At 73.1% G+C, this 20,026-nt stretch carries 18 protein-coding genes and 1 riboswitch; of the genes, 4 read left to right on the top strand and 14 right to left on the bottom strand.

The window, feature by feature from the left end:
- Positions 1 to 67 precede the first annotated feature (67 nt).
- Positions 68 to 1,738, bottom strand: a complete 1,671-nt coding sequence (locus CHC05_RS22380; protein WP_089251969.1) for an ArnT family glycosyltransferase — start codon at positions 1,736 to 1,738, stop codon at positions 68 to 70.
- A 102-nt stretch (positions 1,739 to 1,840) separates the two neighbouring features.
- On the opposite strand from CHC05_RS22380, the gene CHC05_RS22375 reads away from it, so the two are divergent.
- Positions 1,841 to 3,019: an FAD-dependent monooxygenase gene (locus tag CHC05_RS22375; protein WP_089251967.1), complete on the top strand. Its 1,179-nt coding sequence runs from the start codon at positions 1,841 to 1,843 to the stop codon at positions 3,017 to 3,019.
- Here the strand turns inward: CHC05_RS22375 and CHC05_RS22370 are convergent.
- The 7 genes from CHC05_RS22370 to CHC05_RS22340 form a co-directional block, all read right to left on the bottom strand.
- Positions 2,974 to 4,041 carry a VWA domain-containing protein gene (locus CHC05_RS22370; RefSeq protein ID WP_089251965.1) on the bottom strand — a complete coding sequence of 356 codons (1,068 nt, stop codon included), beginning with the start codon at positions 4,039 to 4,041 and terminating at the stop codon, positions 2,974 to 2,976. The two genes, CHC05_RS22375 and CHC05_RS22370, sit on opposite strands and share 46 nt — an antisense overlap.
- Positions 4,041 to 4,997: a VWA domain-containing protein gene (locus CHC05_RS22365; RefSeq protein ID WP_089251963.1), complete on the bottom strand. Its 957-nt coding sequence runs from the start codon at positions 4,995 to 4,997 to the stop codon at positions 4,041 to 4,043. The genes CHC05_RS22370 and CHC05_RS22365 overlap by 1 nt, the downstream gene beginning before the upstream one ends.
- Positions 4,994 to 5,878: a DUF58 domain-containing protein gene (locus tag CHC05_RS22360; protein WP_089251961.1), complete on the bottom strand. Its 885-nt coding sequence runs from the start codon at positions 5,876 to 5,878 to the stop codon at positions 4,994 to 4,996. The genes CHC05_RS22365 and CHC05_RS22360 overlap by 4 nt, the downstream gene beginning before the upstream one ends.
- The gene (locus CHC05_RS22355) at positions 5,875 to 6,843 is read right to left on the bottom strand and encodes an AAA family ATPase (protein ID WP_089251959.1); all 969 of its coding nucleotides are present in this window, start codon (positions 6,841 to 6,843) and stop codon (positions 5,875 to 5,877) included. The genes CHC05_RS22360 and CHC05_RS22355 overlap by 4 nt, the downstream gene beginning before the upstream one ends.
- An 8-nt stretch (positions 6,844 to 6,851) precedes the next feature.
- Positions 6,852 to 7,634 (bottom strand): S1C family serine protease, encoded by a 783-nt coding sequence (locus CHC05_RS22350; protein WP_089251957.1) that lies wholly within the window; start codon positions 7,632 to 7,634, stop codon positions 6,852 to 6,854.
- Between the two features lie 102 nt (positions 7,635 to 7,736).
- Positions 7,737 to 8,948 carry a glycosyltransferase gene (locus CHC05_RS22345; protein WP_089251955.1) on the bottom strand — a complete coding sequence of 404 codons (1,212 nt, stop codon included), beginning with the start codon at positions 8,946 to 8,948 and terminating at the stop codon, positions 7,737 to 7,739.
- Complete coding sequence (locus CHC05_RS22340) at positions 8,945 to 9,862, bottom strand: NADP-dependent oxidoreductase (protein ID WP_089251953.1); 918 nt, start codon at positions 9,860 to 9,862, stop codon at positions 8,945 to 8,947. The genes CHC05_RS22345 and CHC05_RS22340 overlap by 4 nt, the downstream gene beginning before the upstream one ends.
- Positions 9,863 to 10,008: 146 nt before the next feature.
- Between CHC05_RS22340 and CHC05_RS22335 the strand changes: the two genes are divergently transcribed.
- On the top strand, positions 10,009 to 10,992 hold the full coding sequence (locus CHC05_RS22335; RefSeq protein WP_089251951.1) for a GlxA family transcriptional regulator: 984 nt from the start codon (positions 10,009 to 10,011) through the stop codon (positions 10,990 to 10,992).
- Here CHC05_RS22335 and CHC05_RS22330 read toward each other — a convergent pair.
- Positions 10,940 to 11,914, bottom strand: coding sequence for an AraC-like ligand-binding domain-containing protein (locus tag CHC05_RS22330; protein ID WP_218824628.1), 975 nt, complete (start codon positions 11,912 to 11,914; stop codon positions 10,940 to 10,942). The genes CHC05_RS22335 and CHC05_RS22330 overlap by 53 nt on opposite strands.
- Positions 11,915 to 11,936: 22 nt before the next feature.
- On the bottom strand, positions 11,937 to 12,896 hold the full coding sequence (locus CHC05_RS22325; RefSeq protein ID WP_144022713.1) for a DUF2267 domain-containing protein: 960 nt from the start codon (positions 12,894 to 12,896) through the stop codon (positions 11,937 to 11,939).
- 155 nt (positions 12,897 to 13,051) lie between these two features.
- Between CHC05_RS22325 and CHC05_RS22320 the strand changes: the two genes are divergently transcribed.
- Positions 13,052 to 15,565, top strand: coding sequence for an ATP-dependent Clp protease ATP-binding subunit (locus CHC05_RS22320; protein ID WP_089251947.1), 2,514 nt, complete (start codon positions 13,052 to 13,054; stop codon positions 15,563 to 15,565).
- Here CHC05_RS22320 and CHC05_RS22315 read toward each other — a convergent pair.
- Complete coding sequence (locus CHC05_RS22315) at positions 15,562 to 16,176, bottom strand: LUD domain-containing protein (RefSeq protein WP_089251945.1); 615 nt, start codon at positions 16,174 to 16,176, stop codon at positions 15,562 to 15,564. The genes CHC05_RS22320 and CHC05_RS22315 overlap by 4 nt on opposite strands.
- Before the next feature lie 94 nt (positions 16,177 to 16,270).
- Between CHC05_RS22315 and CHC05_RS22310 the strand changes: the two genes are divergently transcribed.
- Positions 16,271 to 16,885 (top strand): TetR/AcrR family transcriptional regulator, encoded by a 615-nt coding sequence (locus tag CHC05_RS22310; protein ID WP_089251943.1) that lies wholly within the window; start codon positions 16,271 to 16,273, stop codon positions 16,883 to 16,885.
- A gap of 51 nt (positions 16,886 to 16,936) precedes the next feature.
- Here the strand turns inward: CHC05_RS22310 and CHC05_RS22305 are convergent, their stop codons facing one another.
- From CHC05_RS22305 to CHC05_RS22295, 3 genes are all read right to left on the bottom strand, one after another.
- The gene (locus CHC05_RS22305; RefSeq protein WP_245871167.1) at positions 16,937 to 18,163 is read right to left on the bottom strand and encodes an aminotransferase class V-fold PLP-dependent enzyme; all 1,227 of its coding nucleotides are present in this window, start codon (positions 18,161 to 18,163) and stop codon (positions 16,937 to 16,939) included.
- Between the two features lie 31 nt (positions 18,164 to 18,194).
- Positions 18,195 to 18,308, bottom strand: a riboswitch (SAM riboswitch).
- An 18-nt stretch (positions 18,309 to 18,326) separates the two neighbouring features.
- Entirely contained in the window at positions 18,327 to 19,097 is a 771-nt protein-coding gene (locus tag CHC05_RS22300; protein ID WP_089251941.1) for a hypothetical protein, read from the bottom strand.
- A complete protein-coding gene (locus tag CHC05_RS22295) occupies positions 19,090 to 20,001 on the bottom strand; it encodes an ATP-binding cassette domain-containing protein (protein WP_089251939.1) in 912 nt (303 codons plus the stop codon). The genes CHC05_RS22300 and CHC05_RS22295 overlap by 8 nt, the downstream gene beginning before the upstream one ends.
- Positions 20,002 to 20,026: the final 25 nt, after the last annotated feature.

The raw sequence follows: 20,026 nt of genomic DNA, 5'->3' as shown, positions 1-20,026 counted from the left end.
CCGGCGGCAGGCACCACCGATCGCCACGAGGGGGTACGTACGCGGACGGCCGACGGATCAAACGACCCTAGAACAGCTCGTAGCAGCCGGTCGGACCGCGCTCGGCGGCCGGACGCAGCTCGACGACCAGCGCGATCATCGAGGGACCGAACGGGCCTTCCGCGACGACCGTGCCGATGGCGCCGACGTCGGCCCGCAGCCGGTTGCCGGTCGTGGCCGCCGGGCCTTCCTTCAGGTAGCCGATGAGCAGCAGGCGCTGGTAGCCGTCGACGGCCGCGCTCAGGTCGGTGAACTTGCAGGTCCCCCCGGCCGGCATCTCCCAGAGCTTCGGCTCCCGCCTCGGGCGCAGGGAGTCGGCGTACCAGGGAACGGCGTGCCGGCTCGACGACAGCACCAGCGTCAGGTCGCCGGGCCGGTGCTGGCCGGCCATCCAGCGCACCGCGGCCCGCTCGTCGGTGTTGACCAGTGCCGGCGGGTCCGCGTGGGCGACGGCCAGCGGCGCGACCAGCACACCCACCAGCGCCACGGCGGCCGCCCCGACCAGACCGCCGGCCAGGGCACGCGGCGAGCGCACGGCGGTCGGCATGCGCCGGGCGCGCACGGCGGCCGCCACCAACCGCGCGCCGGCGTCGGCGGCGAACCCGATCCCGACGTACACCGCCGGGAGGATCCACATCGCCATGCGCATGTAGAGCGGGACGACCTCGGCGACGGCGAGCACGTACGCGAACACCACGACGCCGGCCAGCAGCGCGCCGAACGGGCGGCGGTGCCATGCGGCGGCCAGGCAACCGAGCAGGAACAGCGCCCAGAACAGGTGCGACGCGATCTCCAGGTAGTGCGCGCCCTGGCCCGGCGGGAGCAGGCCCAGCGGGTCGCGGCCCAGCACCTCGAGACGGTCCCAGGCCCAGCCCGCGAGCTGTCGGGGGCCCGCGTCGACCGGCGGGTAGCCACGCCGGCCCCAGAACGTCGCCATGAACTCGCTGCCGACCACGTGGCGCAGCGAGGCCAGATAGTGGAAGGCGAAGAGCGCGAGCCAGATCAGGAACGGCGCCGCGGCCCGGACCGCCTCGCGCCAGCCCGCGCGCGCCAGGGCGGACGCGACGACGACCACCGCGAAGACCGGCGTGGCGAGCATCGCACCCATGCTGAACAGGCAGGCGAGCCCGGCCAGCGACCACCAGAGCACATAGGACCGGATCGCCGGGCGCGGCTGCTCCAGCAGCACCATGGCCGCGACCAGCAGCAGCATCGTCCAGAACAGATCGCCCGAGTACTGCTTGACCTCGGCCGAGTAGCGGATCGCGGCGGCGCTCGTGGCCACCACCGTGACCAGGGTGATCGCGCCCACCGGGCCCAGCCAGCGGCGGCCGGCCCACCACGCAACCACCAGCGTGCCGATCGCGGCCAGCAACGGAAGCAGCCGAAGCACGTACTCGTCGGTGCCGAACACCGAGATCAGCGCACGCTGGACCCAGAGCCAGCCCAGCGGCGCGCTCTGGTTGTTGGCGAGCTCGCCGACCAGCCCGCCGAAACCGCGGTCACGGAGGTTGCGGGAAATCATCTGCTCGTCGAGCCAGAGCGGCAGATGGTTGGCGTACTGCCGGACATAGAGCAGCACCCCGAAGGCCAACGGCAGCAGCGAGAGGTCGGACCAGGTGAGCCTGGAGAACCAGCGCGTGCGGGGCGGCGGGGAGGTTTCGGTGGCGGGCGCGGAGACCGTTGGTGCGTCGAGCATCGCCGTTGAATCTAACGGATTCCACGAAGGGCTGTGCGCCCGAAGAATCTGTCATTCCGGCCGCCACACCCCATAGGGGATGATGCGTTTCGGGGGTGGCCGATGACAGTGCGGGCGGCGGTGATCGGGGGCGGGATCGGTGGGCTGGTGGCCGGTCTGGCGCTGCGCCAGGCCGGGCTCGACGTCCGGGTCTTCGAGCAGGCTCCGGCGGTCGGCACCGTCGGCGCCGGCATCCAGCTCGCACCCAACGCGACCCGCGTGCTGGCGGCGCTCGGCGTGCTGCCGGCGGTGCGCCGGGGCGCTGTCGAGCCGACCGCGTTCGAGTTCCGGCGCTGGGACGACGGGCGGGTGCTCTCCTCGACGCCGCTGCGCGCCCCGGTCGAGTCCGCGTACGGCGCGCCGTACCTGCACGTGCACCGCGGCGACCTGGTCGCCGTGCTGGCCGACGCGGTGCCGGTGGAGGTGGGCGCGCGCTGCGTCGACGTGCTGCCCGGCGACCGCGACGTGGAGCTGCGGTTCGCCGGCGGGCGGCGGGAGCGGGCGGACCTGGTGGTCGGCGCGGACGGCATCCACTCGGTGGTCCGGCAGGTGATCCTCGGCACGGCCGACGCCCGCTTCACCGGCCATGTGGCGTTTCGCGGGCTGATCCCGGCCGCTCGGGTCGCGGACCTGCCGGTCGGGCACACGTCCACCGTCCGGATGGGACCGGGCGCGCACTGCGTGCACTACTTCGTCTCGGCGGGGCGGCTGCTCAACGTGGTCTGCGTGATCGAGGAGGACTCGTGGACGCGGGAGTCGTGGACCGACCACGGCGATCCCGCCGAACTGCGGGCGGCGTTCGCCGGCTGGGACCCGGTGGTGCGGGCGCTGGTCGACGCGCTCGACGCGCCCCTCAAGTGGGCGCTGTTCGACCGCCTGCCGTTCGCGCGCTGGAGCGAGGGCCCGGTGACCCTGCTCGGTGACGCGTGCCACCCGATGCTGCCGTACGGCGCGCAGGGCGCCGCGCAGGCGATCGAGGACGCCGCGGTGCTGGCCGCCTGCCTGCGCGACGCGGCCGCCGACGTGCCCGCCGCGCTGGCCCGCTACGAGCTCCTGCGGCACGACCGCACCGCGCGCGTGCAGGAGCTCTCGCGGGGCAACGCGACCCGGTTCCACCTGCCGGACGGTCCGCAACAGCGGGACCGCGACGCCGCGATCGCATCGACCTACGGCCTGTCACCCGACATCGACTGGCTCTACGGCTTCGACCCGCTCGACCCCGGGGGCCGGGTCCACCATTGAGCCAGGGCCACGGCGGCGAGCACCAGCAGGGCGCCGGCCAGCGCGAACCAGCCGGTGATCTCCATGTCTCGCTTCTGGAGCACGATGTTGCTGGGCAGGTCGCGCAGCACCCGGCTCAGCTCGGCCGCGTCCTGCGCCTGGTAATACTCGCCGCCGGTGAGGTCGGCGACCTCGCGCAGCGTCGGCTCGTCGATGTTCTGGTAGCGCCGCCCGCCGAACCCGCCGCCGCCGAAGCGCGAGCTGTCGCCGAACGTCGCGTCGCCGCTGACCTGAGTGGGGTTGCACACCATGGACGAGGGCTGCGTGGTGCCGAAGCCGATCGTGTATACGCGTAGCCCGCGGGCCGCCGCCTGCTCCGCGGCGGTGGTCGGGTCGACGCCCTGGGTGTTGCGGCCGTCGGTCAGCACCACGATGGTGTCCGCCTGGACCTCACCGGGCGCGACGCCCACCGGCAGCTCCACGCCGGTCGGCGGCACGTCGACGTTGACCTCGGCGATCGCGTCCACGGAGGCGAGGATGGCCAGGCCGATCGCGGTGCCGCGGGCCGTGCGCAGGGCGTCGATCGCGGCCGTCAGCGCCTTCTTGTCCTCCGTCGGCTCGACCAGCAGGCCGGCGTTGCCGGAGAAGGTGACCAGGCCGATCCTGGCTCCCTCCGGCTGGCTCTCGACGAACTCCTTGGCCGCCTGCTGCGCCGCGGTGAGCCGGTTGGGTGGCACGTCGGTCGAGCACATCGAGCCGGACGAGTCGATCGCCAGCATGATGGTGGTGGAGTTGGCCGGCACCGGCACCGACGCCTGTGGCCGGGCGGCACCGGTGGCGAGCACGACCAGGCCGGCGGCGAACAGCCACAGCGGGATCCGGCGCCGCCAACGGGACCGCCCCGGCAGCGCGGCCCGCACGAGCGCGATGCTCGGCAGCCGCACCGTCTCCCGCCGGCGCCAGCGCCGCGTCCACCAGCGGTAGCCGAGCAAGGCCGGGAAGACCAGCAGCGCGGCGAGGGCCCAGGGCCAGGTCAGCGACATCAGAGCAACCGCCCGAACCAGTGGATCGTGAGCAGCGCGCCGGCCACGAGCAGCAGCAACGCCAGGACGACGATCGCACCGGTCAGCTCGATCGGCTGCGGCTCGATCGTGGTGCGCAGGTCGAGGTCGCGGTAGGCGGCGTCGAGCGCGCCGGCGTCCTGGGCCCGGTGGTACGCGCCGCTGGTGGTCGCGGCGATCTGGGTCAACAGGTCCTCGTCCAGCGCCGTCGACACCTGGTAGCCGTCGATGTCGACCGTGTCACCCTCGACCGTGCCGACCCCGACCGTCTGGATGTGCACCCCGGCGTTGGAGGCCAGTTCGGCGGCCTGCAGGGCGTCCGGCCCGCCGGTGTCCTCGCCGTCGGTGAGCAGCACGATGGTCGCGTCGGAGTGGTAGCCGATGTCCGGCGGCGGTGCGGGCGGCTCGGGCAGCGTGACGGGCCGGCCGGCGATCGCCGTGAGCGAGGCGAGGATGGCCTGGCCGAGCGAGGTGCCGCCGGTGACCCGCAGGCGTTTGATCGCGTCGACGGTCTCGGCGTGCCGGTTCGCCGGCTGGTGGGTGGTCAGCGCGCCCTGGCTGAACGCGACGACACCGATGTCGACCGTGTCGGGCTGGGCCTCGACGAAGGCGGTCGCGGCGGCCTGCGCGGCGGCCAGCCGGTTGGGCGCGATGTCGTCGGCGCCCATGCTGTTGGAGACGTCGAAGGCCAGGATCACGGTGCCGGAGGTACGCGGTACGCCGAGTGTCGCTTGTGGACGAGCGACGGCCAGCAGCAGGAAGACGACGGCGGCGAGGAACAGCAGCGGCGGCAGGTAACGGCGCAGTCCGCCGCGGGCGGTCACACCGGCAGCCGCGTACGCCCGGTTCCGTTCGCGGTGCAGCCACCGCAGCGCGAGCGCGCAGCCGGCGCCGACGAGGACGGCGACCGCGACCATGGCGGGATGCTGCACGCTCATCGGCGCCTACGCCTGGTCCGGCGGACCATCTCGACCAGCACCTCGACGAGGTCCTCGTCGGTGCGCACCCGGTGCGCGGCAACGCCCGTGCGGGCCAGGGCGCCGTCCACCATGGACTCGCGGGCCTCGACCTCGGCCCGCAACCGTTCCCGGAACAGCGGATCCCCGGTGTCGGCCAGCAGCTGCTCGCCGGTCTCGGCGTCCTCCACCAGCACCAGGCCCAGGTCCGGCAGCTCCAGCTCGGCCGGGTGGACGACCCGGATCGCCACCACCTCGTGCCGCAGCGCCAACCGGGTCAGCTCGCCGGACCAGTCGCCCTCGCCGATGAAGTCGGAGACCACGAACACCAGGCTCCGGCGGCGCGCGCTGGCGGCGGCCAGCCGGAGCATCGCCGCCAGGTCGGTGCTGCCGCCGCCGCGGTCCGCCGTCGGCGCGGTGACCAGGTCGGTGAGCCGCAGCACGTGGTCGCGGCCGGTGCGCGGCGGCACGACCCGGTGCGCCCGGTTGTCGTAGAGGATCGCGCCGACGCGGTTGCCGCCCCGGGTGAACAACCGGGCCAGGCAGACGGCCAGGTCGGTGAGCATCGAGTCTTTCCCCTGCGGCGTCTCCCCGAAGCGCATGGACGCCGACTGGTCGAGCACCAGCCAGGCGGTCAGCTCACGCTCCTGGGTGTACTGCCGGACGTGCGGCTGGTCCAGCCGGGCGGTGACGTTCCAGTCGATGTGCCGGACGTCGTCGTCGGGCGCGTACTCGCGCAGGCTGTCGAAGTCGATCCCGGTGCCCCGGAACGCCGTGCGGTAGGCGCCCTGCAACCGCCCGTCGAGCCGGCGGATGACCCGCCATTCGAGGCGGCGCAGGAGGCGGTCCGGGGCGGTACTCACGGACGTCCGGCCCGTTGCAACGGCGCTTCGGGTACGGGGACGGCGGACATCACCGTCGTGAGGATGTGGTCGGGGGTCACGTCGTCGGAGAGCGCCTCGTAGGAGAGCACCAGGCGGTGCCGGAACACGTCGAGGACGAGTTCCGTGACGTCGGCCGGCACCACGTAGTCGCGGCCCCTGATGAAGGCCAGCGCCCGCCCGGCGAGGATCAGGTTGATCGAGGAGCGCGGGCTGGCGCCGAAGCTGACGTAGCGGGCCAGGTCGCCCAGGCCCGCGGCGGCGGGGTCCCGGGTCGTGTTGGCCAGCCGCACCGCGTACTCGATCAGCGCCGGGTCCACGTACACCCGGTCGACCTGGTCCTGCATCGCGACCAGCTTCTCCGGGTCGGACACGGCCTGGCCGACGGCGATCGCGGCGATCGCTCGCTCGACGATGACGAACTCCTCGGTCGGGCTCGGGTAGCCGACGAGGACCTTCATCATGAACCGGTCGACCTGTGCCTCCGGCAGCGGATAGGTGCCCTCGGACTCGATCGGGTTCTGGGTGGCCATCACCAGGAACGGGCGCGGCACCCGGTGGGTCTCCCGGCCGATGGTGACCTGCTGCTCCTGCATCACCTCGAGCAGGGCGCTCTGCACCTTGGCCGGCGCGCGGTTGATCTCGTCGGCGAGCAGCAGGTTGGTGAACACCGGACCGAGCGACACCTGGAACTCGCCGCTGTGCTGGTGGTAGACCCGGGTGCCGACGATGTCCGCGGGCACCAGGTCGGGGGTGAACTGCACCCGGTGGAACTGGCCACCGATGGCGCCGGCGAGCGCCTTGACGGCGAGGGTCTTGGCCAGGCCCGGCACGCCCTCGACCAGGATGTGGCCGCGGGAGAGCAGGGCGACCAGCAGCCGTTCCAGCAGCACGTCCTGGCCGACGATGGTCTTCTTGACCTCGTACAGGATCTGCTCGGTGTCCATCCACGCTCCTATCGCATCGGTCCGGGTGGTCCGGTGCCGTCGGAGCCGCCGCCGAGCGCGGCGCCGATCGGCACGGCGAAGCCCACACCGACGAAGGTGCCGGCCGGGGTCGGGTTGAGCAGGGCGACGACGATGCCGACCGTCTCGCCCCGGGTGTTCACCAGCGGACCGCCGGAGCTGCCCGGGTTGACCGCGGCGTCGAACTGGATGAGCCCGCGCAGCCGGGTGCCGTCGGTGCCGGTCGCGACCCGCTCCAACCCGGACACGACGCCGGCGGTGGTGCTGTGCACGAGACCGAGCTGGTTGCCGATGGCCACGACGTCGTCGCCGACCACGAGCCGGCCGGCGTTGCCGAGCACGGCCGGCACGATGAGGCCGGGCGGGCTGTTCGGCATCAGCAGGGCGATGTCGTTCTCCGGGTCGCTGCCGGCGAGGGTGGCCGGCACCTCGGTGCCGTCCGCGAAGGTGATCGCGATCTTCCGCGCGCCGTCGACGACGTGCAGCGCGGTGACCACGAGCCCGTCGGCGTTGGCGACGACGCCGGTGCCGTTGCCGGCACCCTCGATGCTGACCACGGACGGCGCCAGCGTGGCGTACACCTGGGCGGTCGTCAGCGGTGGCTTGCCGGTGGGTGACGGGCTCGGCTCAGCCTCGGGACCGGCGTCTCCCCCACCGCCGGCCTGGAACGCGACCACGGCGGTGACGACCAGCAGCACGACGACGCCCGCACCGGCCAGAGCGCCCCGCCGGGACCAGCGGGGGCGGGGCGGCGGAACGCCCTCGTCGGTCATCGCGGGCCGCGGCCCACGTGCGTCCGGCTGGCGCGGTGCATGAGGCCACCCTAACCGCGCCTCGCCGTCAGGGAAATTGTCCGTCCTTTCGAGACCGCGCCGTTATCGGGGCGCGACAATCTCGGCGATCGCCTCGAACGGGTCGTACCGGCTGATCTCCTTGGCCATGATCCTGGCCCGGTCGTAGTAGCCGGGATCGTCCAGCACCGTCCGCACCGCGACGCGCAGGTCCGCCGGCTGGGGTCGGCCGGTGCGCAGGTCGACACCGGTGCCGCTCCATGCGACGCGGGCCGCCACCTCGGGCTTGTCCTCGCTGGCGCCGGCGACCACCAGCGGAACCCCGTGGTGGAGGGCGGCCTGCACGCCGCCGTAGCCGCCGTTGGTGACCAGCACGTCGGTGCGCGGCAGCAGCCGGTCGAACGGCACGAAGCCGGCCAGCCGCAGGTTGTCCGGCACGACACCGAGCTCGCGGCGCACCCGTTCTGGCCCGTCCGCGCTGGCCGTGACGGCGACCACCAGGACGTCCTGGTCCGCGAGGGCCAGCACCGTCGGGACGACGAGCTCGGTCAGGTCGGTCCGCGCGACCGTGCCCTGCGTGACGACCACGACAGGCCGCTCCGTCGACAGCTCCGGCCACCACGACGGCTCGTCGAACTGCCCGCTCGCGTGCGGTGGCAGCGCACCGACGAACCGGATGTGCGGCGGCAGGTCGTCGCGGGGGTACTCGAACCCGGGCACGGTCAGCTGCAGGTAGTGGTCCGTGTGCCGGAAGGGCGCGCTGAGCGCGAAGCCGTCCAACGACGCGCCCACCGACGCCAGTATCGCCTCGGCGAACCGTTGCAGGTAGGCGAAGCCCGGCGGCTCCTCGTCCTGGAACAGCAGCGGCACCACGCCCAGCGTCACGAGCGTCGGGCGGTCAGCGCGGGCCTCGGTCAGGCTGAGCGCCGGGATCGACCAGAACCCGAGCTCGCCGATCACCACGTCGGCCGGGAAGGTCGCCAACAGCTCCCGCAGACCGCGCAGCTGCGCGGGCAACTGGCCGACGAAGAACGTCTCGAAGTCGAACGAGAGCCGCGCCGGTCCCGGTGGGAGCGTGGCCCGCACCGGATAGCGGGCGTCCAGCTCCCGGTCGTCGAGGTCGGCGTTCGGCGGCAGCGGGGCAAACCGCGCCCCGGTCGCCGCGACCCGGTCCGCGAACCGGGACCCGGTGTAGACCACGACCTCGTGACCGCGCCGGACCAGGTCCGCCGCGACGGTCAGGACCGGGGTCACGTGGCCCTGGAACGGGGTCGCGCAGACGACCACCTTGCTCATTCGTCGGCCACCTGGATGATCGTCCTGCCGGCGGGGTGGCGCCGCACGAACGCGTCGGCGGCCTCGGCCAGCGGCCGCACGACCCCGACGGCGGGCGTGAGCCGGCCGGACCGCACGCGCTCGGCGAGGTCGACCAGCCGGGCGCGGTCGGGCTCGACCACGAAGAACACCGCCCGCCCGTCCTTGGGCCGCACGGTGGGTGGCTCGGCGATGGTGACGGCGGTGCCGCCCGGGCCGACCAGCGCGGTCGACCGCGCGAGGACGTCGCCACCGATGACGTCGAACACCACGTCGACCTCGCCGACGCTGTCCCAGTCGGCGGCGCCCAGGTCCACGAAGGACTGTGCGCCCAGGCCCAGCACGGCGTCGCGGGCGCCGGCCCGACCGGTGCCGATCACGTAGGCGCCGACCTCGCGGGCGAGCTGGACGGCGATCGAGCCGACGGCCCCGGCCGCGCCGTGGACGAGGACCCGCTGGCCGGTGGTGAGGTGGGCGTGGTCGAACAGCCCCTGCCACGCGGTCAGCCCGGAGATGGGCAGCGCCGCGGCCACGGTGTGGTCGATGTCGGCCGGCAGGGGCGCGAGGTTGCGCGCTTCCACCGCGGTGAACTCGGCCAGGGATCCGTCGCGGGCCCAGTCGGCCATGCCGAACACCCGCTGGCCGACGGACAGGCCCGTGGTGCCGTAGCCGAGCGCGGCCACGGTCCCGGAAAGCTCGTGCCCGGGAACGGTCGGCGTGCGGTCGCGGCCGGCGCGGTCGGTCCACGTCGCCGGCCAGTCGAGCTCGCCGGGGGTGAACCCGGCCGCGTGCACACGCACGATGACGTCGTTCTCCGCGGCGTGCGGGTACGGCAGGTCGGTCAGGGTGAGGCCGCCCACACCGGCGGCACGATCTCGTACGGTGATCGCTCGCATGTCGGTCCCTTTCAAGACGCACAGCTAGATCTCGGGTTCCATGCTGCCCAACCGGCCTGTGGCGGTGCTGCGTTTCTCCGGCCATGAACCCCTCGCATCCGGACAACGCGAAATCGCCGCCGGTTACGGTGTGTTACGAATGAACGATGCCCAGCCATCGCGTCGCGATCCTCGTGTACGACGGGGTGACGATGCTGGACGTCGCCGGCCCGGCGGAGGTGTTCAAGGAGGCCAACCGGTTCGGGGGTGACTACGCGCTCGTGCTGCTGTCGCCCACCGGCGCGGAGGTCACGTCGAACCTCGGGTTCCGGATGTCGGTCGACGGCCCGGTCTCTGCCAAGCCGACGTACGACACGTTGCTGGTGCCCGGTTCCGACCGCTATCCGCGTGCCCGCGTCCCGGCCGAGCTGGTCGACGCCGTGCGCGTGCCGGTGGCCGACCGGGTCGCGTCGGTCTGCACCGGAGCGTTCGTCCTCGCCGCCGCGGGCCTGCTCGACGGCAAGCGGGCCACGACGCACTGGAAGGTGACGCACGAGCTCGCCCTGCGCTGCCCCACCTGCCAGGTCGAGCCTGACGCCATCTACGTGCGCGACGGCACGACGTACACGTCGGCGGGGGTGACGGCCGGGATCGACCTGGCGCTCGCCCTCGTCGAGGAGGACCTCGGCGCCGACGTGGCCCGCGAGGTCGCCCGCACCCTGGTGGTCTACCTGCAGCGCACCGGCGGCCAGTCGCAGTTCTCGGCGCCGCTGCAGGGGCCGCCGCCGCGCTCGCCGATCCTGCGCAAGGTCACGGACCTGGTGAGCGCGGACCCGCGGGCCGAGCACTCGGTCGGCGAGCTGGCGAAACACCTCAACGTCAGCACCCGGCACCTGAACCGGCTCTTCCACGACGAGCTCGCCACGACCCCGGCCCGCTTCGTCGAGAGCATCCGGTTCGACCTGGCGCGGACGCTGCTCGACCAGGGCTACACCGCCACGCGGGCGGCGACGATGGCCGGCTTCCCGAGCTACGAGAGCATGCGCCGGGTCTTCGCCCGGCGGCTGTCGATCAGCCCGGCGGCCTATCAGCGCCGCTTCAGCTCGACCCGGGTGGATCCAGCGCCAACGCGGTTGGGCACCGAGCGCTAACGACGTCCGGTCGTCGGGCCGGCAGTCTTGCGGGTGCCGTGGGTGCGCACGGCACAGCCGTCGTCCAGGTTGGCACGGGGGGACCTGGACGACGGCATCGCCGCGCGCCGCTCCGAGGGCGGCATGCCGTAGGCCGCGCGGAACGCGCGCGTGAAGTCCGCCGCCCGCGGATAGCCCACCTGGCTCCCACGACGTGGATGGGCGTGCCCGCCAGCGCCGGGTCCGCGAGATCCCGGTGCGCGCCCGCGAGCCGGTTGCGCCGGATGTACGCACTCACCGTCTCGCCCTCGGCCTGGAAGAGCCGGTGCAGGTAGCCGCGCGAGATGTGGTGCTGGTCGGCGATCCGCGCCGGGGTCAGCCCCGGGTCGTGCAGGTGCTGCCGGATGAAGTCCTTGACCCGCGGCACCAACGCGTGCCCGTTCGGCTCGGCCTCGACCGCCTGCGCCAGCGCACCCAGGCCGGCCTCGGCCGACAGGCGCCGCCCGACAGCCTGTCGCACGGTGCGCGCGGGCAGCCGCAGCAGCGCCTTGGGGATCTCGACGCCCACGGCGGACGTGCGGCCGGTCCAGATCTCGTACGGCCGTGACGAGTCGTTGAGGTGGAAGTCGCCCGGGCGGTAGGCCGCCTGGCTCTCTCCCCAGGACGCCTTGGCCGAGCCGGCCCGCATGAGCGAGAGGTGGTAGACCTCGGGATCGGCCTGCCGAATCAGCTTCGGTGTGCGCACGAACACGAGCTGGTCGAACGTCGCGGGCCAGATCGTCACCGCGCCCAGGGAGATCAGCCGCTGGTGGGCGCGGTAGTCGGCGGCGTGGTCGCTCGCCAGCCGCATCGGCGCGTGGGTCGCGCCCATCCGCTCGCACCAGGCGTCGAACCAGTCACCGACCGCGAGGTCACCGCTGTCGAACACCGACTCGTGGAGCATGCCGGGATCCTCGCACGGCTGCTCAACCGGCCATTCCCGCCCCGGCCTCGTCGATCGCGGTGTCCACCCGGTGGGCGAGCGTCACGTCCGCGTCGGTCACGGTCCCGGTCGCCGACGTGTACGCCGTGAGCGTGGCCGTGCGGGCGTCCGGTCGGGCGATGTGCGGGGCCCGCCCGGTCTCGCGCAGCCGTTCGATCCTCGGCAGCACCCGGTCGAGGTTGTCGGGTGGCAGCTCGATCGTGCGGCTGATGGCGTGGTGGTCGCCGGACCACTCCGGCAGGTCGCGCAGCGCCGCGACCACGTCGGCGTCGCTGAGCGGCAGCGGCCGCCCGGCCTCCGTGCGCTCCTCCGGCGGCAGCGGGTCGGACAGCTCGCGCAGCTCCGGCGGCAGGGGCAGGTCGACGCCCGCGTCGCCCAGCACGGCGAACACCGCCTGCACCTTGACCCTTATCTGCTCGGGCCGCCGCTCGACCAGCCGGCCGACCTCGCGCAGGAACATGGTCAGGTCGCGTTCCGGCGGGCCGCTCAGCGCCCGCGGCACCTCCAGCTCACCCGGCAGGACGGCGACCAGGTGCTTGCCGTCCGGCTCGTCGAGCGACCGGGCGGTGACCCCGACCACGGCCTGGGTCAGCTCGCGGGCCACCGCGAACTCGTCGCCGGTCAACCGGGCGATCTCGGTGACCATCTCCCGGTAGCGCAGCCGGGGACCCGCACCGGCGTCGGTGCCGTTGTCGGCCCCGGCCGGGCGCCGCGGCCAGGTCGACTCCGGCACACCCGGCCCGGTGATCTCGGCGGAGCCGGCGCGGGGCTTGTGCCGACCCACGGGCTCCGGCCCCGACCGACGTTTCTCCTCGCGATGCTCCTGCTGCTTCGAGGCGCCCAGCGTGACGCCCTCCGCACTGGGTTTGCGGTCCGCGTTGCGGGCCTCCCGGGCCAACTGGCGACGGCGACGGTTGTCGCCCTCCATCTCTTTCGGGGCCATGGGGGTCACGTGCCCCCTGCGCCCGGGGCTACACGCCCGGGATCGTGCGCTTTCGACTCAGTGGCACCGCGTTTCCCGCCCGCCGCGCTGCCGGTTTGCCCGCCCGGTGAACGGGTAGGCGCCGGCAATCGTGGTTTCGACCCGAGGAGAGTCAGATGTCTACCGGTTACTGGGGAAACGGGCCTTTCGGCGGCGACCCGTTCGACGAGTTCATGGCCCAGTTCCTTTCCCCGGGGCAACCCCGGGCCCGGCTCGACCTGGGCAAGGTGATGAGCCAGGACGCCCGGGAGCTGCTCCAGGCGGCCGCGGGTGAGGCCGCCCAACTGGGCAGCAGCGACCTGGACACCGAGCACCTGCTCTGGGCGATGACCCAGAAGCCGCCGCTCAACGAGCTGCTGGCCCGGGCCGGCGCCGACCCGGCGACGCTGGCCGGCGAGATCGAGCAGCGCGACCGGCGCGGCAACGCGGTCGAGGGCATGCCGGCGTTGACCCCGGCGGCCAAGCGGGTGCTGCTGCAGGCGCACCAGATCTCCCGGCGGCTCGGGTCCTCGTACCTGGGTCCGGAGCACATCCTGTTGGCCCTGACCCTCAGCCAGGAGACCGAGGCCGGCCGACTGCTCGCGATGCACGGGATCAACCCGGAGTCGCTGCAGGCGGCGTCGCGGCCCGGCGCGCAGACCGTGCCCCGGCCCGCGCAACAGCAGCAGGAGACCGACACACCCACCCTCGACCAGTACGGGCGGGACCTGACCGCGATGGCCCGGGAGGGCCGGATCGACCCGGTGGTCGGCCGCGCGGACGAGATCGAGCAGTGCGTCGAGGTGCTGGCCCGGCGCACCAAGAACAACCCGGTGCTGATCGGCGAGGCCGGGGTCGGCAAGACCGCGATCGTGGAGGGGTTGGCGCAGCGGATCGTCGACGGCGAGGTGCCGCGGACGCTGACCGGCAAGCGGCTCGTGCAGCTCGACGTGACCGGGCTGGTCGCCGGCACCCGCTACCGGGGCGACTTCGAGGAGCGGCTCAAGAACCTCCTCGAGGAGGTGCGTACCCACTCCGACGACCTCGTCGTGTTCATCGACGAGATCCACACGGTGGTCGGCGCGGGCGGCGGCGAGGGCGCGACCGACGCGGCCAACATCCTCAAGCCGGCGCTGTCGCGCGGCGAGCTGCACGCGGTCGGTGCGACCACATTGGACGAGTACCGGCGCTTCATCGAGAAGGACGCCGCGCTGGAGCGGCGCTTCCAGCCGATCCTGGTGCCGGAGCCGAGCGTCGAGGACACCATCGAGATCCTGCGCGGCCTGCGCGACCGCTACGAGGCACATCATGGCGTACGGTTCGCCGACCAGTCCCTGATCGCGTCGGCGGAGCTGTCCGACCGCTACCTGACCGACCGTTTCCTGCCGGACAAGGCGATCGACCTGATGGACCAGGCCGGTGCCCGGGTGCAGCTGCGCAGCCGGTCGGTGGCCAAGGACGAGCGCGACCTGGAGCAGCAGATCGACCAGCTCTGCCGCGACAAGGACCAGGCGGTCGCCGCGGAGCTCTTCGAGCGGGCCAGCGAGCTGCGCGACCAGGTCGCCGAGCTGCGCAAGCAGATCGACCAGCGGGACGCCGACGGGCAGAGCCGGGTGCCGGAGGTGACGCCCGAGGACATCGCCGAGGTGGTCTCCCGGGCCACCGGCATCCCGGCGCGGCAGCTCAGCGAGGAGGAGAAGGAGCGCCTCGCCAACCTGGAGTCGCGCCTGCACGAGCGCCTGGTCGGTCAGGACGAGGCGGTCCAGGTGGTCGCCCAGGCGATCCGCCGCTCGCGGACCGGGCTCGGCGACCCGAACCGGCCGATCGGCAGCTTCCTGTTCCTCGGCCCGACCGGCGTCGGCAAGACGGAGCTCGCCCGGGCGCTGGCCGAGACGCTGTTCGGCAACCAGGACCGGATGATCCGCCTCGACATGAGCGAGTTCCAGGAGCGGCACACGGTCAGCCGGCTGGTCGGCGCACCGCCCGGCTACGTCGGCTACGACGAGGCCGGCCAGCTCACGGAGGCGGTGCGCCGGGCCCCGTACTCGGTGATGCTGCTCGACGAGATCGAGAAGGCCCACCCGGACGTGTTCAACCTGCTGCTGCAGGTGCTCGACGACGGCCGGCTGACCGACAGCCAGGGCCGCACGGTCAGCTTCAAGAACACCGTCCTGATCATGACGAGCAACCTGGGCTCCGAGCTGATCACCGCGGAGCAGCCGTCGGTCGGCTTCGCCACGGCGGGCAGCGGCGACGCCGAGCAGGACCTGCGCGACCGGGTCACCCGCCGGCTGCGCGAGGAGCTGCGCCCGGAGTTCATCAATCGGATCGACGAGGTCGTCATCTTCCGGCGGCTGGACCCCGAGCAGCTCGTCGCGATCACCGACCTGATGCTGGAGCAGACCCGGCGGCGGATGCACGCGCAGGACATCACCGCCGAGTTCACGCCGGAGGCGATCCGGTGGCTGGTGGACAAGGGCTACGAGCCGGCGTACGGCGCCCGGCCGATGCGCCGCACCATCCAGCGCGAGGTCGACAACCGGCTCTCGGAGATGTTGCTGGACGGGCGGCTCTCGGCGGGCCAGAAGGTCACGGTCGGCGAACGCGAGGGGTCCCTGACCTTCGAGGTGTCCTCGTCGGTCGCGGCCTAGAAGCCGACGAGCGTGCGGACCAGGACGATGTGGATCCGGCCGGGCATCTCCTGGTGGATCTCCAGGACCTTGCCGACGCTGCTGTGCATGCCGTAGGCGGCCTGGGCGCGGGCGTCCTCGAGCTTGAGGCTGTGCTGGTAGATCCGCTCGTGGGCCTCGGCCAGGGTGGCCACGAGCTTCTGGGCGCCGACCACGAAGATGACGTTGGCGGCGCCCCAGGCGTACGAGGCGAACTGGCTGCCGGACGCCGAGGCGATGACCAGCGTGCCGTCCCGGGTGATCGCGTGCACGCTGCCGAGCGCGTAGTCGGTCTGGTTGGCGATCAGCTTCATCTCCTGGCCCTGCGTCTGCCAGTCCAGGGTGAGCATCTTGGCGCGGGCCGAGTCGTACGGCCCAGCGTCGTTGATCGCGGCCTCGATGCCGGACTCGGTGAGGGTCATCGAGGTGTTGGTCATCACCGACGCGCCGTGCGGGATGCGGGCCAGGGTGACCTCGCGCGCGGCGTCGAGGTCGTCGACGATCTCGACGCTGAAGCCGTGCTCCTCGAGCGCGACCACGGTCGCCTTCAGGGTCTGCTCGTCCGGGAGCGTGGTGAAACGGCTGTCGGTCATGGGTCTCTCCTTGGATCTTCGGCTAAGCGGACTTCACCCCGCTTTTCGTAAGCGGACTTTACCCCGCTTCTGCCGTGGCCGGTAGGGTGACCTGGTGACCGAGCCCCTGGTGTGGCAGGCGCCACAGCCGGAACGCGCCGACGCCGCCCGCAACCGGCAGCATCTGCTCGCCACCGCGCGCGAGATGCTGGCCGAGGCCGGCCCGGAACGGTTGACCATGGACGCGCTGGCCGAGCGCTCCGGGCTGGGCAAGGGCACCGTCTTCCGCCGCTTCGGCACCCGCACGGGGATCTTCGTCGCACTGCTCGACGACGCCGAGCGCGACTTCCAGGAGCAGATGCTCGGCGGGCCGCCGCCGCTCGGTCCCGGTGCGCCGCCGATCGACCGGCTCGCCGCGTACGGCGAGGCCCGGATGCGGTTCCTGATGGACAACCGCGACGCCGCCCGGGCCGCCCTCCTCGGCCGCCTGCCGGTTCCCGCCGGCGGCCTGCCGGCGTCGCTGTCCCACACCCACATCCGGATGCTGCTGGGCCTGATCGACCTCGGCCCGGCCGACCTCACGGTGCTCACCGCCCAACTGACCGCGGCGCTCGACGTGCCGCTGCTGCGCTACCTGTCGGCGACCGACGCCGACCACGCCGCGGACCAGGTCACCGACGCGCTCGCGAACGGCTGGCGCGACCTGGTCCGCCGGGTCTGCCGGCCCTGACCGGGACGGCCTTCGCGACAGCCCGGCACCTGTACGAGACGGTTCAGGCCGTCATCGTGCCGTGCCGACCCGGTCCGCCAACGCCGCGACGAGCCGGTCGATGTCGTCGGCCGTGGTGCCCGCGCCGATGCTGGCGCGCAGCGCGGTCGCGGGCATCGGCCGGCCCGTCCGGCGACCCGCCTCGGACAGCAGGTGGCGGCTGAACGGGTGCGCGCAGAACAGGCCCTCGCGGACCCCGATGCCGTGCTCCACGCTCAACCAGGTGGCCAGGTCGCCGCTGTCCTCCCCCGACACGGCGAACGAGACGATGCCCACCCGGTCGGACCCGGCCGGGAAGGACCGCAGCACCGCCACACCCGGGATCCCGACCAGCCGTCGTTCGAGACGCGCGGACAGCCGGGCCTCGTGGTCCTGCCAGTCGGCCCGGTCCGACGACGCCAGCGCGGCACAGACCGCACCCAGCGCCACGGCACCGAACACGTTCGGCGTGCCCGCTTCGTGCCTGGCCGGGCCGTCCGTCCAGGTCACCGTCTCGGCCCCGGCGTCGACCGACCGGGTGGCGCCGCCACCGGCCAGGTACGGCGGCGCCTGGTCCAGCCAGTCGGCCCGTCCGGCGAGCACCCCGGCGCCGAACGGCGCGTAGAGCTTGTGGCCTGAGATCGCCACGTAGTCGGCGTCCCAGGACGACAGGTCGACGGGCCGGTGTGGCGCGAGCTGGGCAGCGTCGACGGCCAGCCGGGCGCCGCACCGGTGCGCCTGCTCGACCAGGTCCGCGATCGGCCACACCTCGCCGGTCACGTTGCTCGCGGCGGTCACGGCCACGAGCACCGGCCGGGCGGCGCCGTCGCGGGCCCGGATGGCCCGCAACGCCTCCGCGAGCGACGCGACCGCCGACTCCGGCGACGCGGGTATCGGCAGCCGGTGCACCGAGGGCCAGGGCAGCAGGCCGGCGTGGTGCTCGCCGAGGAACGTCACCGTCAGCGTGTCCGGCGGCAGGGCGTGGGCGAGCAGGTTCATCGCGTCCGTGGTGTTCCTGGTGAACACCACCTCGTCGCCCGGCCGACAACCCAGGAAGTCGCCGATGGTCTGGCGGGCGCGCTCGTACTCCAGCGAGGTCTTCTGCGACAGGGCTCCGGCACCCCGGTGGACGCTCCCGTACCAGGGCAGCAGGGCCTCGACCGCCTCGGCCGCGGCGCGCGCGACGGGCGCGGTCGCGGCGTAGTCGAGGTTGGCGAAGGGCACCTTGTGCCCGTCGGGGAGCGCCACCTGGGGCGGCAGGGCAGCGAGAGTGATCACGAGGGCCTTCCGATGCTCGCGCTTGCCGAACACCGGGCGGCGTCGGCCAGGTCCTCACCCGGGGCACCCCATCGCGATGAAGGGTTGCCGGTCAGCAAGCCGGGGCTACGCGCTGACACTCATGACCTGGCGCCACCATACGCCCCTAGGCATCGCGCCGACGGAACAGGGTGACGGCGGCGGCCAGGACGGCGGCCACGAAGACCGCGAACACCGCCGCCGACGGCCACCGGCTGAACAGGCCGACCTCCGAGGCCAGCCCGCCCGACGCCTCGCCGGCCGCGCTGACCAACTGCATGCCGGCGGTGAACGGCAGGAACTTCACCACGGGGTGCAGCCAGTCCAGCGCCGGCACGTACGACAGCCGGAAGATCAGCTGTTCGACGACCATCGGCATTACCAGGATCACGGTCAGGGCGCCGGGTACGCCGCGCAGCAACTGGCCGAAGGCCACGCCGACCACCGCCCAGAGCACCGCGAGCAGCACGTAGCCGATCACCGTCACGCCCGTCAGCGCCGGCGTGTCCGCCCAGAACGGCAGCGTCGCGGCGACGTCGAGCAACACCGACACCGTCGTGACGACCAGGGCCGTCGCGCCCACGACGAGCACCTTCGCCGTGAACAGCCGGGCCCGTTGCGGCACCGTGGTCAGGGTCGGCTGGATCGTGCCGTAGCGGTACTCGTGGCCCGACGCGAACACCCCGACCACCGCCAGCAGCACCACGGCCATCGGCACCGGAGTGTTCGCGCCGCCACCGGTCACCGCGGCCGCGACCACGTCCGGCGTCGGGTCGGCGACGAGCGAGGCCACCAGGAGCGCGATCGCGACGTTGAGCACGAGCGCCGAACCGATCAGCCAGTACGTGGACCGCAAGGTGCGCAGCCGCACCCACTCGAAGCGCAGCGCGTCAGCCATGGGCCACCGCCACGTACTCCGAAGCGTCGCCGGTCGCGGTCATGAACGCCGTCTCCAGCGAGGCCGTCGTCGTGGCGAGCTCGTGCAGGCGTACGCCGTTGTCGAACGCGACGTCGCCGATCGTCACCGCGTCGGCGCCCGCGACCCGCAGGCCGCCGTCGTCGGTCGGCTCCACACTCACCCCGTCCAGCGCCCGCAGCGCGGCGGCCAGCACGGCCGACTCGGGGCTGCGGACCAGCACCGTCGACCGGGTGAACTCGCTCACGAAGCCGTCGACCTTGCCGGAGTAGATCATCGACCCGCGGCCCACCACCACGAGCTCGTCGGCCATCAGCTCCATCTCGGAGAGCAGGTGGCTGGAGACGAACACCGTGCGGCCCTCGGCGGCCAGCGCCCGCAGCACGTCGCGCAGCCAGTGGATGCCATGCGGGTCCAGACCGTTGGCCGGCTCGTCGAGGATCAGCGTGCCCGGGTCGCCGAGCAGCGCCTGGGCCAGGCCGAGCCGCTGCGCCATGCCGAGCGAGAAGCCCTTGGGCTTGCGGCGCGCGACGTCGGCGATGCCCACGAACTCGAGCACCTCGTCCACGCGCGACGCCGGGATGCCGCTGCCCGCGGCGAGCATGCGCAGATGGTTGCGGGCGGTCCGGGTCGGGTGGAACGCGCGCGCCTCCAGCACCGCGCCGATTTCCCGCATGGGGTGCCGCAACCTGGCGAACCGCCGGCCGTCGAAGAGCGTCTCGCCGGCGCCGCGGTCGAGGTCGAGCATCAGTCGCATGGTCGTCGACTTGCCGGCGCCGTTGGGGCCGAGGAAGCCGGTGACCAGGCCAGGGCGGACCTCGAACGAGAGGTCGTCGACGGCGACCTTCGCGCCGTACCGCTTGCCCAGATGGGTAGCCAGGATCATGCGTGCAGGATCGCCCAGGGTTGCT

The organism is Asanoa hainanensis, from assembly GCF_900188485.1.
Lineage (GTDB): Bacteria > Actinomycetota > Actinomycetes > Mycobacteriales > Micromonosporaceae > Asanoa > Asanoa hainanensis.
This window is presented reverse-complemented; position numbering and strand designations above follow the sequence as displayed.